Source organism: Humisphaera borealis (genome assembly GCF_015169395.1).
GTDB classification, from domain to species: domain Bacteria; phylum Planctomycetota; class Phycisphaerae; order Tepidisphaerales; family Tepidisphaeraceae; genus Humisphaera; species Humisphaera borealis.
This window is the reverse complement of record NZ_CP063458.1, coordinates 5,503,432-5,516,915: the sequence shown is the minus strand read 5'-3', so window position 1 is coordinate 5,516,915 and position 13,484 is coordinate 5,503,432. Positions and strand designations below refer to the sequence as shown.

Genomic DNA, 13,484 nt, shown 5'->3' with positions numbered 1-13,484 from the left:
GAAGAGAACACGAAGGTGCGAAGGCACGAAGGATCGCGAAGAAAAACAATCCGATGAGCAAGAAGGCAGGCGAGCAGCGCTTTAGCCTGAGTTCTTCTTCGTGGCTCTTCGTGCTCTTCGTGCCTTCGTGGTGAAAGCGGACGTAAGAGGCCCCCACCGGTCATTTCGCGGCGGCGAATGCCGACTCGGCGGCGGAGATCGTTTGCTCGATGTGCTTCTCGGTGTGGGCCAGGCTGACGAACCACGCCTCGTACTGACTGGGAGGAAGATGCACGCCATGATCGAGCATCGCGTGGAAGAAGCGGTTGAAGGCGGCGGTGTTGCCGCCGACGGCCTGCTTGAAGTTGGTGACGGTGTCGCCGTCGGCGTGGGTGAAGAACGGGGTGAGCATCGAGCCGACGCGGTTGAGCGCGATGGGCACGCCGGCCTTGCGGGCGGCATCGATCAGGCCCTCGGCGAGCATGGCACTGCGGCGTTCGAGGATGTCGTAGGCGCCGGGTTCCTTCATGATCTCCAGCGTCGCCATGCCGCCGGCCATCGCCAGCGGATTGCCGCTGAGCGTGCCCGCCTGGTAGACGCTGCCGGACGGGCTGATGAGCTCCATGAGTTTCTTCGGCCCGCCGTACGCTGCGCATGGCAGTCCGCCGCCGATGACCTTGCCCAGGCAGGTGATGTCCGGCCGAATGTTGTACCGCACCTGCGCCCCGCCCCAGGCGACGCGGAAACCGGTCATGACTTCATCGAACAGCAGGAGCGCCCCGTGCTGATCGCACAGCGCCCGCAGGCCTTCGAGATACCCCGCGGCCGGTGGCACGCAGCCCATGTTGCCGGCGACCGGTTCGATCGCGAAGCAGGCAATCTGCCCCGGGTACTTCTCGAAAACCGCGCGAGCGCCTTCCAGGTCGTTGTAGGGCGCGAGCACGGTGGCACCGGCGACGGCCTTGGGTACGCCGGGGCTGCTGGGGGTACCGAGCGTGAGCGCCCCGCTGCCGGCTTCGACCAGCAGGCCGTCGACATGGCCGTGGTAACAGCCGATGCATTTGACGACCAGGTCGCGCCCCGTCGCCGCGCGGGCCAGGCGGATGGCGCTCATGGCGGCCTCGGTGCCGCTGTTGACGAACCGCACCATCTCCACCGCCGGCAACGCCGAGATGATGAGCGACGCGAGCTGCGTCTCGTACTCGGTGGGCATGCCGAACGTCCAGCCCCGACCGATCGCCTTGGACAGCGCCGCGACGACGCGTTCGTTCTGATGCCCGGCGATCAGCGGGCCATAGCTGCCGACGTAATCGACATAGCTGTTGCCGTCGACGTCGCGCAACATGCACCCGTTACCCTCGGCGATGAACACCGGCGTCCCGCCGACGCCGCGAAATGACCGCACCGGCGAACTGACGCCACCGGGCATAACGGCTTGCGCACGGGCAAACGCCGCCTCGGATTTGGCCATCGGGCGCGGGGGTCGGGAGGCGGTTTTTTCAGGTACGTCGGTTCGGTCTGCCATCGGTGCGATCTCATAAAAGGTGTCGATGCGATGGTAGAGGCAGGGGTTCGGGTAAGCAATCAGGAGGACCGCTATGCTTAAACACATGAAATTGCTTGTTACCCTTGTGCTGCTACTCGCGACAGCGACCGCCGGCGGTGCGTCAACGCCGACAAAGCCCGTCCGCATCATGCCCGTCGGCGATTCGATCACCGAGGGCGGCAAGACGTTTTCCACCTACCGCTATCCATTGTTTCAGAAGCTGACGGCGGCGGGATATCGGGTGGAGTTTGTCGGGTCGCGCAAGAGCGATTCGCCGGCCGGGCCGCTGGCGCATGAGGGCTACGGCGGAAAGAACGCCGAGTTCCTGGCGACGGTGCTCGGCAAATCGTTCGCCGATCACCCTGCGGATATCGTGCTGATTCACGCCGGGCACAACCATTTCATCGACGAGAAGCCGGTGGACGGTATCGTTGCCGCGACCGAAACGATGATCGCCACGGTGCGGAAGGCCAATCCGAAAGTGGTCGTCATGCTGGCGCAGGTGATCCCCAGCGGCAAGCTGCCGAAGTACTCGTACATCCCCGCGCTGAATGAGAAGCTGGCGGCACTGGCCAAGCGATTGCACACGGCGGAGCAGCCGGTCGTGATTGTCGATCAGGCGACGGGCTTCGACTGGGAGAAGGACACCATCGCCGACAAAGTGCACCCGAACGCAGCCGGTGCCGAGAAGATGGCGGCGCGATGGTACGCCGCGATATCGAAGCAGTTGGGGCCAGCAGCGAAATAGACCGTGAGAACAGACGATTGACGATGGAAGATCGAAGATGGACGCCGGACCTCCGCCTTCGATCGTCTATCTTCAACCGTCCATCGTCGTCCTTCCCCGGTCTACTTTTCCCGCACGCCGCTGACGAGCACGACGGCGATCGTCGGATCAGCGACGGTGGGTGACGGGGGCAGCGCACCGATGAACGCTTTGAGCTTGCCGAGGTTGACGGAGGGCAGGGTTGTCGCGTCGTTGTCGCGGCTGGCGAGTTCCACGCCGATGACCTTACCGCCGGCCAAAATCGGTGCGCCGGCAAGCCGTGGGTGCTTGTTCAGGCGGATGGACCAGTCGTCCTTCGGCGGGACGGCACTTCCGCCGATGACCTCGCACGTGGGATCGAAGATCGAGACGGTCGGGAAACTGACGCACTGCACCGCGCCGCCCGCGAAGTTGTCCCCCACCGGCAGATAGGCCATCGTCCTGCCCTTGAGCCGAAGGAGGGCGAGCCCGGTTGCCGGGTCGGTGCGGACGACCTCGGCGTCCATGGGGTTCGCGTCGACCGGCTGCACGGTGACGCGCGTTGTGCCCTCGACGCTGGCGGCCGACGTGACGATCAGATCCGGCCCGACCGCGAATCCGCACGCCGACGTGAAGATGGCACGCTTGCGGGTCTCGGGTTGCGGGGTCGGCGTAGGGGTGACGGGCTGCGGCACCGCGGGTTGAGGCGCGACGGCAACCGGTGGATCGACCGGCTTGGGCTGCGACGGTTGAGGCTGTGGCTGCGGTTGTGGCTGTGGTTGTACGACCACCGGCGGTGTGACGGGCGCGGCCTCGGGCTTCAGCCCCGGCGACATCGAGCCGACCCCGGACGACACACCGGTACCGGTGCCTGCGCTGGCCAGCGTCAGCCCGGCCGGGTCGAGCTGCACAGGATCGAACAGCTTCGGCAACGTCGGGCGGATGAGCGTCGCCGATAGCTCGTTGTACTCGGACTGCAGCCTGTCCGCCCGATCCTTGGTCGATTTGACCTGCGGCTCGAGCGAGGCCGGGCTGGGGCCGGAGTTCTTGCGGAAGCGGTTGGCGGAATAGGCGTCGGCGTACGCCTTCTTGGCCTTGTTGAAGTCGCCGATCGCGGTCTGCAATTCGCGCCACTTGGTGTCCATCCGCGACTGGATAGCCTTGTTCTTGCTGTCGGTGGAAGCCCGTTCGGATGCGCTGACCCAATCGACGCCCCAGCGCTTCTGACCGGGTTTGGTCGCTTCGAGCTTGGCGTTGTACTGGTCGTAGAACGTGACACATTCGGTCCAGAATCGGCTTACTCGCGATTCGTCGCTGCTCTGGCCGAGACAGATCGCAAAGGCGTTGAGGGCCTCTTCGTCCATGACGGTGCTGTTGGCGGCGAGATAGTCCTTGATCATCTTGGCGCCGCGCATCGGGTTGCGGCCGCGCAGCAGCGCGTAAGCCAGGTTCATGGTCAGCGCTCGCGACTGCGGGGTCGAACCCGCGACGGCAGCTTCCATCGACCGGGTGGCGCGGGGAATATCGTCGAGCTTCAGGTAGCAGTAGCCGACGGATTCAAGCGCCAGGCGATGGCGCGGATCGAGCTGGATCGCGTCAACCAGCAGGTCGCGGGCGGCCTTGACGTCGCCCAGCGCCAGGGCGTCAACGCCCTGCGAAACGAGGACTTCCACGGTTCGCCGGTTGCGGTCGGCGGGATTCGTCGCCGGTCCGGGCCTGGGCACGGGTGCCCCGCTGACGGCCGGTGACGGAGCGGTACCCGCTGGGGTGGCCGGCTTTGGAATAGCCGGAGCGGGCGTGGCGGCGGGTGTAGACGGCGGCGTGGTGGTGCCGGGCGTGGTCACACCGGGCGCGGCGGACCGCTTCCACTCGGCCACGTCCGAACGCGCCACCTGGACCACGCCGGTCGCGGTCTTGACTCGGTAGCCGCCGTCGATGCGCTCGATCTCGCCGGTGATCTCGCGCCCGTCGCGCAGCACGAGCGAATCGGCCCGGGCGGTAGAAGACGTCCCGATGCATGCCAGTGCGACACCAGCCGCGAGCATCAATCGATATCGAATGCTGACTTTCATGGTTCTGTTCCTGCCCAATTTCGCTGTCGTCAGGACCGAACCCCTCGGCCCCCGTGAAACAATGGACGATCGGGGAGGTGAAAAGTTGCGGCGGACATCCCGCAGTTTTCCGAAGCCCGATCGCCCCATGGCGGTTTGGATGTTCCTTATACCGCAGCCCGGCCGCAATGTGGATTCGACCATTCAGCGGCCGTCATCGCTTGGCGGCGATGAACTTTTTGAGCGCCTTGACGTCCATGCAGTTGATAACGTCGCCGGCCGTCAGCCACGCCCGACGGGCGACGCCAATGCCGTATCGCATGTCGGGGAACGAAGCGATGTCGTGGCTGTCGGTATTGATGGAGATCTTAACGCCGGCCTGGGCCGCCGCCCGGGCATTGACGTCATTGAGATCGAGCCGATCGGCGTTGGCATTGATCTCAAGTGCCGTGCCGGCGGCGGCCGCCGCCTTGAAGACGCGGTCGAACTGCAGCGGCAGCGGCGCACGAACCTCCACCCGCCGGCCCGTCGGATGGCCGATCACGTTCACATACTTGTGCTCGATCGCCCGAACGATACGGTCGGTCGCCTTGGCTTCGTTCTGGGTCAGCGCGTGGTGCGGGCTGGCGACGATGAAATCGAGCTCAGCCAATACTTCGTCCTCGTAATCGAGCCGACCGTCGGCGAGAATATCCACTTCGCAACCGGCAAAGAGGGTGATCTCCTTGTACTTGCGGCCCACGTCGTGGATCGCCTTGACGTGCGCCAGCAGACGTTCAACGCTCAGGCCGTGCGCCTGCACCTGGCTCTTGGAATGATCCGTGATCGCCAAGAACGCGTAGCCCATCTCGATCGCCGCCTCGACCATCTGCTCGATCGTGTGCCGGCCGTCGGACGCGGTGGTGTGGCAGTGCAGGTCGCCGCGGACATCAGACAGCTCGATCAGCGTCGGAAGCGTGTCAGTCTCGGCGGCGTCGATCTCGCCGCGATCTTCGCGCATCTCGGGCGCGATGAACTGAAGACCGAGCTTCCTGTAAACGTCGGACTCGGTCTTGCTCGCGACTGGTTTTGCGTCGGGGGCTTCGCCGGTCTTTTTCTGCGCCTTGTCGTAATCCGTCTGCTTGTAGAGGCCCCACTCGTTGAGGGTCATGCCCTGGTCGATTGCCCGGCCGCGAAGCCGCACGTTGTGCTCCTTGGACCCCGTGAAATAGAGCAGCGCCGCGCCAAAGTTTTCCTGCGGCACAATACGGATGTCGATCTGAAAACCCCGGGCTGTCAGGATGCTGGCCTTGGTCGTGCCCTGCCCGAGGATCTTGGAAACTTCGGGAAACTGGGTGAACACCTTCGCGATTGCTTCGCCGTCGTCGGGCGACTTGCCGGAGCAGATCAGGTCAACATCGCCGATCGTTTCCCTGGACCGGCGCAGGCTGCCGGCGTATTCGACATAAGCGACCTCGGGCAGTTTCCGAAGCCGCTCGACGAAGTCGGTCGCGATCGACATCGCCTCATCGATGCGCAGGCGACCGGAGGCGTTTTTCATCCGTTCGAGCGCTTCCTTGATGCCAAGCAACTTCTTATCGCCGACCCCCTTGAGGCCCTTGAGCGACCCGTCGTCGATCGCCTTGACCAGTGCGTCCACACTGGTGATGCCCTTTTCCTTCCAGAACAGCGCGATGGTCTTGGGCCCCAGGCCCTGGATATCGAGCATCGGAAGCAGCCCCGCCGGGACGGTCGTCGCGACTTCATCGAACTCGGTGCTTCGTCCGGTGCGGATGAACTCGGAGATGATACGACGGCTGGATTCGCCGATGCCCTCGATGGAATCAAGTTCGCCCTTCTCGAACGCCTGGCGGATGTCGAAAGTCATGTCGTTGAGAATTCGACTGACTTTCTGGAACGCGATCACCTTGAAGACGCTCTCGCCTTTGAGCTCCATCAGCCGGCTGAAGTTCTTGAACAGCTCGGAGAGGTCGTTGTTGAGGGACATGAGAGGGAGTGTAACGCGGTGTGGTTCGATCGAGAATCAGAGTGGCCTGGGCACGCTTGCGCGCGTTCGGCCGTCCCAGCTGTCGTCGATGTAGTTCAGTTGCATGCCCACCATCCGGAAGCCGATCTTCTGGTAAAGCAATTTGGCGGCTTCGTCGCCGGCACTGAGCCATGCCAGGGGCGAACCGGCCTGGAAGCGGGACGCGAGCAGGTGGCTGCTGACGGCGCAGGCAACGCCTTGTCGCCGAAACGGCGCGAGCGTGCCGATGCCGACCAGTTCGTCATTCGCCGGCGAAATCGAGCCGACGCCGGCCACCACGCCCCGCACCTTCGCGTAAGCCGAGCGATAAGTGCCATTGAGCAGGTTTTCGCGCGTCGTTTGCAGTTCCTGCGGCGTCACGTAGGGAGGTTCGTTAAAGCAAAGCTTGGAGACCACCATGAACTGGCCGATGAGATCGCTGGAATCGTCTGGCGAAAGGTCGCAGACTTCGACCTCTTCGCCGTCGGCCGGTCGAAGGCGAAGCCTGTCCGGTCGGAGATCGTCGGGGCCGCAGAGCATCAGCGGTTGAGCCGCCTGAAGCTTGAAATCGTTCTGCGCCAGCAGCGCGGCCAGCCAGGGGTGCAGGGGTTCGAAGAACTCAAACCGCAGCACGCGGCCGGCTTCGCGGAACAGCCTGCGAAGCTCGACAAGGTCCTGCCGCGAGAACCGTTCCCGGGCCGCACCGGGCCACGGAAGTGCGTAACTGAGCCAGATGAGGTCGTCGGTCTCGTGCAGCGCGGCGGCGAAGGGTCCAACGCTGACAACGCGCCGGCCAGATCTGGCCGAGCCGTCGATCGTTTTCCTCATCAATAATGAAAGTAGTTCGCTGTACTCTGAATCAACGTAATGCATTACAACGTGTCCCCGGACGAGCCCTTTCAGCGATTCGCAATGCCCGGATCGGTCCCCCGACGGGCATGCATGGTTGGTCGGCGGATACTAAGCTCGCTGGGGAAAGCGGAGAAGGTGTGAAAACTGCAGAAATCCCAGTGTTAGACAGATTGCGCAGCGTTTTGGAAACAGGTGTAGCATCGTTGACAGCGAGCGCGTCGGCGTTCCAGGACGCGCCGCCTGATCGAATTGCTGTCGAGCGCGCGCGGCATGGCCGGCGCTGAACGCGGCACCGGATTCATCAGCGATCTTCGCGTGGCTCGAACCTCTGCTGGCGACCAACGCCGAGCCGGACGACGCGGTCATCGTCGATCGTGCCGGGCATTGCCGTTCTGCGTATTCGGGACTGCTCTGGTACTCGGCGTTTCAGGCGCTGCGGGCATCAGACCGCGTACTTCTGGATACCGAGGCCGAGTCAGCCGTCCGACAGATCGACTCGCTTCGGGCGGAAATCGGAGTGGGCGTGTCGTCGTTCGAGCCGAGTGCAATTTCCGCCTCCAACGGCGACGCGGCGGCCGGTCTTGCTTGGAAAGCGGTCGCGTTGCTAGCCGGCGCGGAACTGCTGCACGACGATCAACTCGTTCGCACGGCTGTCCGCGCGGTTCGCTCTGTCGCCGGGCGGCAAAACTCGGATGGCACCTATCTGCTGGCATCCCGTTCCGACAACCTGGAGTCGCTCTGGTTCCATGAGTTGCAGATCGCCCATGCGGTCGCGAGTCTTGGCTTGCAGACCGGCGATCCGGACCTGCTGGCTTCGGCGTCCCGTGCGGCCAGGTTCCACATGAACGAAACCCAACCCGACCACGCGACGAATCAGCCATGGGGACTGTCGGCATTCCTCATTAACGCGGATACGCACCTGATGGCTGAGGGACTTGTGCACGCCGCCGCGGTCGATCAACCCGAGCGATTGTCGGGCATCAGTTTGATCCTGCTCGCTGACGCGCTATATTCGTGGCGCAGGCGGTAGCCCTTGTATCGCAGGCGATCCCTTTCGTCGCGCAGTCGACAGCCGGTGTACGGCTGAACGCCTTCGCGGCGTGCCACGAACTGACGTCAGAATTCGAAAACCCCATGCCCACTTCCGCCAACATCGACGCCGAAACTCTCGATCTTCTCCGCTGCCCCTTTACCCGCAGCCGACTGCAGCAAGAAGGGGACGAGCTGGTCGCCGAGGTCGGCGGTTTGCGCTACCCGATCCGTGAAGGATTCCCCGTGATGCTGATGGAAGAGGCGAAGCTGCCGGCGGGCGTGGCAACTTTGGACGAACTGCGGGCTAAGCTGATCGCGGAGGGCGTGCAGACGACCTGACCGTAGGGTCCGCCTTGGCGGACGCGTTCGATGAGTGGGGAGGTGGGTCGCGACGATCTGACCGTAGGGTCCGCTTTCGCGGACGCGTCCGCCAAGGCGGACCCTACACCTCCATGATTTCCTTTTCCTTCTTTGCGATCGCTTCATCCACCTTGCTTTCGTAGCTCTTGGTCAGTTCCTGGATGTCTTCCTTGAGCTTGGCGCCCTGGTCTTCGGTCAGGATGCCGCCCTTCTGCTCGGCGTCGGCGAGCTTGTTGGCGTCGCGGCGGGCGTTGCGGATGTGGATCTTGGCAGTTTCCGAGAACCCCTTCACCTGCGACACCATCTTCTTGCGGACTTCCTGCGACATCGCCGGCAGGATGAGCCGAAGCGTCTTGCCGTCATTGCGAACGGTGATGGGAAGCTTCGCGTCGTTGATCGCCTTTTCAATGAACTTCAGGCTGCCCGCATCGAAAGGCTTGATGAGCAGTTGCGTCGCCTCGGGGACGCTGATCGCCGCCATGCCGCGCAGTTCGGTGGGTGTGCCGTAGTACTCGGCGCGGATGTTTTCGACCATTGCCGGCGAGGCTCGACCGGTGCGCACGGTGCGCATCTCGTGCTTCAGGTGCTCGATCGCCTTTTCCATATTCTCTTCGCAGTCCATCATGATGTCGTCGGCAGGCATTTGAGGCTCCTCGTCGGAAATAGTATGCAGTGGGCAATAGGCGGCAGGCAGTCGGCAGAAGGCGTTCAAAGACTTCAGACCGGGACGATCTTCGTCCCGATGTTTTCGCCGGCGACGACGCGCGCGATGTTGCCTTGCTTGCGAAGGTTAAAGACCACCAGCGGGATCTTATAATCCATGCAGAAGGTGATCGCCGTCAGGTCCATCACGCGAAGCTGCTTCTCGAGCACCTCGGCGTAGCTGGCGTTGGTCAGAAGCTTGGCGTTGGGGTTTTTCTTGGGGTCCGAATCGTAGATGCCGTCCACCTTGGTCGCCTTCAGGATGACGTCGGCCGCGATTTCGTGGGCTCGCAACGCGGCGCAGGTATCGGTGGTGAAGAACGGATTGCCGGTCCCGGCGGCGAGAACGATACAGCGGCCTTTCTCCAGATGACGAACCGCACGACGACGGATGAAGGGTTCGGCGACGCTGTGCACGCTGATTGCCGACATCACCCGCGTCGGCTGGCCGAGGGCCTCCATGGTCTCCTGAAGGGCCAGGGCGTTCAGCACCGTCGCGAGCATGCCCATGTAGTCGGCAGTGGCGCGGGGAATATGGCCGTCTTCGGCGAATGTCGCTCCGCGGATGAAATTTCCGCCGCCAACCACCACTGCCAGTTCAACGCCGGATTTGCAGATATCGACGCACTGCTGGGCAATATTCTTGAGTTCGCCGGCTTCGATGCCAAAGCCGCCTTCGTGGCAGAAGCCTTCGCCGGAGATTTTGAGAAGAATACGTTTGTAGGAGCGCGGAGCGTTTTCTGGCATGGTGGAGGATTATACGGATCGCCGGGTTCAAAGTAAGCCGTCGGCGTCGCGCTACTTTCGACGGCCCCGCACGAACAGTGATCGCAGGTAGAATCCGACGGCCAGTCCCGTCGCCAGCACCACCCAGAAGAGCCAAGGAGACATCGCGTTCTCCAGGCCGCTCCGCAAGTTCATGCCGAGTGCGGCTCCAAGGGCGGTCAGTGGGAGAAACACCGCCGCGAGAAGATTCAGTCGGTGCCCTGCCTCGGCAATCTCGTGGCTGGCGCGGGTCTGGGCCTCTTCCTGCTTGGCCACCGAGTATTCGAGGCCTACTTTCGCGTCGGCGTGAAGCAGTTCCGCGGCACGCTCGATTTCGCCGGCACGATCACGCAGCGTAATAATGTCGCGATCTTCGACCAGTTCCCGCGCCTGCTGCAGTGTCGCGTGCATGTTTCGGGCCGTGCGGTGGATCGGGGCGACCTTCAGGAGAACCTTGTAAAACGCATCGGCATCGGTCGACGTTTCAACGCCCTGTTCCAGTGCTTCGATCGCCTTGGCGAACTCGTCGATATGACGCCGAAGGGACTGAAAGCCGTCGATCGAGGACGTGAGCGACCGCCATTCGCCGGTCGGCGATCGCCAGAACAGCCGGGGCTGACGCTCGAAGTCGTTCTCGGCGGGCAAAGCATGAAGGATGATCAGCAGATGACCGTCAGCGGTCATCGCCCGCTGTCGGCCGACGCGCTCACCCAGCCGCTTGGTCATGGCCTCCGGAAGCGTCCACCCGGCCAGCCGAATGCTTTCGATCATGCCGCGATTGGAAGCCCGGCAGGGCTTCGGGGTCAACAGCCGTTACCGAAGAATGTCGCAGAGGCTCCAGGACCCTGAGAATCCGACGCCTTTGGACGCTTAGCGCCGATCTCTCCTTGGAACAGACCCGTCCATGGATTCCAGGCCGGAGCAAATGGACGCGGTGCTACTCCAGGCATATCCCATCAAACTTAAAGGCCATGAGATGCGGCTCGGCCTACTGACTTTTCCTGGTTCAAGCCGATAATCCCTGCGGATGAGTGTGTTTTTGATCGGATATCGCGGCAGCGGCAAGTCGACCGTCGGGCGCAGGCTCGCCGACCGGTTATGGCAGACATTTCTCGACAGCGATGAGCTGATCGTGAAGCAGGCGGGTATGACCATCAAGGCGATCTTCGAAGCCGAAGGTGAAGTCGGCTTTCGTGACCGGGAGACACTGGTCGTCCGCGAACTGGCAATGCTCGATGAACAAGTTGTCGCGCTGGGCGGCGGCGCGGTGCTTCGGGAGGAAAACCGCAAGGCCATTCATGACCGCGGTCATAAGGTGATTTACCTTCGGTGCGAGCCGGAAGAACTGCACCGTCGCATCCAGGGCGACCCGGCCACTGCCGCGAACCGACCGGCGCTCAGCACTCTGGGCGGAGGAATAGAAGAGGTCAGAGCGAAGCTCGCCGAGCGCGAGCCCATTTACCGTGCGACGATGAGCGCAGAGCTGGATGTCACCAACTTGTCCCCCGAAGATGCGACCGTCTACATCGCACGAATGCTCTAAAGCCCAAGGTTTTCATCCTTCCGCCTTCTTCCTTCATCCTTACGCCTCAGACCTTGCCCCACCCCTTCTACATCTTCTTCCTCTTCCTGCTCGGTGCCTGCGTGGGCAGCTTTCTCAACGTCGTCGTCTGGCGACTGCCGCGGATCACGGCTCCAGACGGCACGCCGCTCTGGAAACAGCCGTGGTATGTGTTGATGGGCCTTTCCGATCCGCCTTCGCACTGCCCCAAGTGCGATAAGAAGCTCAAGTGGTACGACAACGTGCCTATTCTCGGCTGGATCAAACTTGGCGGGAAATGCCGGTTCTGCAGGGAACCGATCTCGATGCGGTACCCGATTGTCGAAGCGGTCACCGCGCTTTTGTTCGTCTTCTACTACGTCATGTACTACATGATGGAGGTCGGCCCGTGCGCCCCGGTGCCGACAGGCCTGTTCAGCGATTCTGCGATCGGCCTGTATCGGCCACCGGAAGCGCCAATCTTTCTTCTGCACCTGGCGATGATCAGTGCCCTGCTCGCCGCGAGCCTGATCGACGCCGAACTGTTCATCATTCCACCCACCATTCCGCTGCTCCTGGCGGTGCTGGGCGTGGGTGTTCACACCGCGTTCGACGGGCCACGACTGAGCGGCGCGCTCAGCGTCGTGCTGGCCGATGGCACGCCATCCCCCGCCGCCGCGCTGGCGGTCGGTGGGACGCTCGGACTCATCCTGAGCCTGATCCTGCTTAGGGCGGGCGTGCTGCGGCGGAGCTTTGACGAAGGCGCTCCACTGCTGGATGTCGAGCGAAAAGCGTTGGAGGCCGAGGCCGTCTCAGAAGCGTCGGAGGCCAAAAAGAAGAAGAACGCCGTCGACCACGAGAGCAAGCAACCCAGGGACGACGAGCAGCCGATTCGGGAATACTCCGCAAAGGAAGTTCGCGCGGAGATGCGCAAGGAGATGGCGTTCCTCATCCCGCCGATGCTGCTGGCGATCCTCGCCTGGTTTCTGACGGTGCGGGTTGCGCCCATCGCCGCGGCGTGGGAGTCGGCCGTCGCGCATCAATGGGTCAGCGGTCTGCTCGGATCGCTTTTCGGCGCACTCATCGGGGGATTGGTCGTCTGGTTGACGCGTATCCTGGGATCGATGGCATTCGGCCGCGAGGCGATGGGCCTGGGCGACGTGGACCTCATGTTCGGGGTCGGAGCGATCATTGGTGCGGGGCCGGCGACCGTCGCGTTCTTCATCGCGCCGTTCTTTGGCATTCTCACCGCCCTCTACCTGCTTATCACCGGCAAGAGCCGCGAACTGCCTTACGGGCCCTACCTGGGTATGGCATCGGCGGCGGTGCTGTTATGTTACTGCCCGATTGCCGAGTGGATGGCTCCGGGCCTTGGCGGACTCGGGCTTTTTGTGCGTCAGATCGCTGGCGGGTAGATCATCGAACGAGGACTGCAATGGCCGATTTCTGGCTCAAACTTAAGATCTGGTCGAAGGTGGTCGCCGTCTCGCTCGCGGTCATCTATCTCAGCTTCTTTGCGATCAACAACAGCGAGGAAACGGCCAAGCTCTGGTTCTTCTTCGGTGCCGGGCGCGAGGTGACGACGTCGGTTCTGAAGCTGGTTCTGATCGCGTTCATCTCCGGCGTGGTCGTAACGATCCTGATCCGTACGACGTTCCGCACGATCGCCCAGATTCGCGAGCTCAAACAGAGGCAGGCGGTCGAGAAACGCGAACAGGAGTTCACCCAGCTCAAAGAGAAGGCAGGGATGCTACAAACCAAGACCAAAGGGGACGGGGCAGCACCGACCGTTTGACGCCCCCGCGGGTTCTCATCGCGTGTCGTGCTGCTCGTTTAGCGGTCGCACCGGAGGTGCACTCCGATCGCTGGCTGTTCAATGACAAACCGGCTCGGGCGGGGAACACGTC

The 13,484-nt window shown here is 63.0% G+C and carries 13 protein-coding genes; 6 read left to right on the top strand and 7 right to left on the bottom strand.

Features of this window, described 5'->3' with window-relative positions:
* Positions 1-160: 160 nt before the first annotated feature.
* Positions 161-1,450 carry a glutamate-1-semialdehyde 2,1-aminomutase gene (hemL, locus tag IPV69_RS20710; RefSeq protein WP_206295657.1) on the bottom strand — a complete coding sequence of 430 codons (1,290 nt, stop codon included), beginning with the start codon at positions 1,448-1,450 and terminating at the stop codon, positions 161-163.
* Positions 1,451-1,577: 127 nt separating this feature from the next.
* Between hemL and IPV69_RS20705 the strand changes: the two genes are divergently transcribed.
* Complete coding sequence (locus IPV69_RS20705; protein WP_206291627.1) at positions 1,578-2,273, top strand: SGNH/GDSL hydrolase family protein; 696 nt, start codon at positions 1,578-1,580, stop codon at positions 2,271-2,273.
* Between the two features lie 101 nt (positions 2,274-2,374).
* On the opposite strand, the gene IPV69_RS20700 is transcribed toward IPV69_RS20705, so the two are convergent.
* The 3 genes from IPV69_RS20700 to IPV69_RS20690 all read right to left on the bottom strand — a co-directional run bounded on the left by IPV69_RS20700 (position 2,375) and on the right by IPV69_RS20690 (position 7,154).
* Positions 2,375-4,342, bottom strand: a complete 1,968-nt coding sequence (locus IPV69_RS20700) for a trypsin-like peptidase domain-containing protein (RefSeq protein WP_206291626.1) — start codon at positions 4,340-4,342, stop codon at positions 2,375-2,377.
* 193 nt (positions 4,343-4,535) lie between these two features.
* Positions 4,536-6,308, bottom strand: coding sequence for a DNA polymerase/3'-5' exonuclease PolX (gene polX, locus IPV69_RS20695; protein WP_206291625.1), 1,773 nt, complete (start codon positions 6,306-6,308; stop codon positions 4,536-4,538).
* Positions 6,309-6,344: 36 nt separating this feature from the next.
* A complete protein-coding gene (locus IPV69_RS20690; protein ID WP_206291624.1) occupies positions 6,345-7,154 on the bottom strand; it encodes a GNAT family N-acetyltransferase in 810 nt (269 codons plus the stop codon).
* 547 nt (positions 7,155-7,701) lie between these two features.
* On the opposite strand from IPV69_RS20690, the gene IPV69_RS20685 reads away from it, so the two are divergent.
* Both IPV69_RS20685 and IPV69_RS20680 read left to right on the top strand, forming a co-directional pair.
* Positions 7,702-8,208 carry a hypothetical protein gene (locus IPV69_RS20685; protein ID WP_206291623.1) on the top strand — a complete coding sequence of 169 codons (507 nt, stop codon included), beginning with the start codon at positions 7,702-7,704 and terminating at the stop codon, positions 8,206-8,208.
* Between the two features lie 104 nt (positions 8,209-8,312).
* Positions 8,313-8,549 carry a Trm112 family protein gene (locus IPV69_RS20680; RefSeq protein WP_206291622.1) on the top strand — a complete coding sequence of 79 codons (237 nt, stop codon included), beginning with the start codon at positions 8,313-8,315 and terminating at the stop codon, positions 8,547-8,549.
* Between the two features lie 103 nt (positions 8,550-8,652).
* Here IPV69_RS20680 and frr read toward each other — a convergent pair whose 3' ends face one another.
* The 3 genes from frr to IPV69_RS20665 all read right to left on the bottom strand — a co-directional run bounded on the left by frr (position 8,653) and on the right by IPV69_RS20665 (position 10,808).
* Positions 8,653-9,213, bottom strand: coding sequence for a ribosome recycling factor (frr, locus tag IPV69_RS20675; RefSeq protein ID WP_206291621.1), 561 nt, complete (start codon positions 9,211-9,213; stop codon positions 8,653-8,655).
* Positions 9,214-9,287: 74 nt separating this feature from the next.
* Positions 9,288-10,019: a UMP kinase gene (pyrH, locus tag IPV69_RS20670; RefSeq protein WP_206291620.1), complete on the bottom strand. Its 732-nt coding sequence runs from the start codon at positions 10,017-10,019 to the stop codon at positions 9,288-9,290.
* A gap of 51 nt (positions 10,020-10,070) precedes the next feature.
* Positions 10,071-10,808 (bottom strand): CorA family divalent cation transporter, encoded by a 738-nt coding sequence (locus tag IPV69_RS20665; RefSeq protein WP_206291619.1) that lies wholly within the window; start codon positions 10,806-10,808, stop codon positions 10,071-10,073.
* Positions 10,809-11,064: 256 nt separating this feature from the next.
* Here IPV69_RS20665 and IPV69_RS20660 point away from each other — a divergent pair, with 256 nt between their 5' ends.
* From IPV69_RS20660 to IPV69_RS20650, 3 genes are read left to right on the top strand one after another with little or no spacing between them, the layout of a single operon-like run.
* On the top strand, positions 11,065-11,580 hold the full coding sequence (locus IPV69_RS20660; protein ID WP_206291618.1) for a shikimate kinase: 516 nt from the start codon (positions 11,065-11,067) through the stop codon (positions 11,578-11,580).
* A gap of 53 nt (positions 11,581-11,633) precedes the next feature.
* Positions 11,634-12,992, top strand: coding sequence for a prepilin peptidase (locus IPV69_RS20655; RefSeq protein WP_206291617.1), 1,359 nt, complete (start codon positions 11,634-11,636; stop codon positions 12,990-12,992).
* 20 nt (positions 12,993-13,012) lie between these two features.
* Complete coding sequence (locus tag IPV69_RS20650) at positions 13,013-13,372, top strand: hypothetical protein (RefSeq protein ID WP_206291616.1); 360 nt, start codon at positions 13,013-13,015, stop codon at positions 13,370-13,372.
* Positions 13,373-13,484: the final 112 nt, after the last annotated feature.

Excerpts from the sequence above, each read along its gene's own strand:
- IPV69_RS20705 (WP_206291627.1), top strand. The coding sequence starts at position 1,578 with ATGCTTAAACACATGAAATTGCTTGTTACCCTTGTGCTGCTACTCGCG.
- hemL (WP_206295657.1), bottom strand. The coding sequence starts at position 1,450 with ATGGCCAAATCCGAGGCGGCGTTTGCCCGTGCGCAAGCCGTTATGCCC.
- polX (WP_206291625.1), bottom strand. The coding sequence starts at position 6,308 with ATGTCCCTCAACAACGACCTCTCCGAGCTGTTCAAGAACTTCAGCCGG.
- IPV69_RS20660 (WP_206291618.1), top strand. The coding sequence starts at position 11,065 with ATGAGTGTGTTTTTGATCGGATATCGCGGCAGCGGCAAGTCGACCGTC.
- pyrH (WP_206291620.1), bottom strand. The coding sequence starts at position 10,019 with ATGCCAGAAAACGCTCCGCGCTCCTACAAACGTATTCTTCTCAAAATC.
- IPV69_RS20690 (WP_206291624.1), bottom strand. The coding sequence starts at position 7,154 with ATGAGGAAAACGATCGACGGCTCGGCCAGATCTGGCCGGCGCGTTGTC.
- IPV69_RS20665 (WP_206291619.1), bottom strand. The coding sequence starts at position 10,808 with ATGATCGAAAGCATTCGGCTGGCCGGGTGGACGCTTCCGGAGGCCATG.
- frr (WP_206291621.1), bottom strand. The coding sequence starts at position 9,213 with ATGCCTGCCGACGACATCATGATGGACTGCGAAGAGAATATGGAAAAG.
- IPV69_RS20700 (WP_206291626.1), bottom strand. The coding sequence starts at position 4,342 with ATGAAAGTCAGCATTCGATATCGATTGATGCTCGCGGCTGGTGTCGCA.
- IPV69_RS20680 (WP_206291622.1), top strand. The coding sequence starts at position 8,313 with ATGCCCACTTCCGCCAACATCGACGCCGAAACTCTCGATCTTCTCCGC.
- IPV69_RS20650 (WP_206291616.1), top strand. The coding sequence starts at position 13,013 with ATGGCCGATTTCTGGCTCAAACTTAAGATCTGGTCGAAGGTGGTCGCC.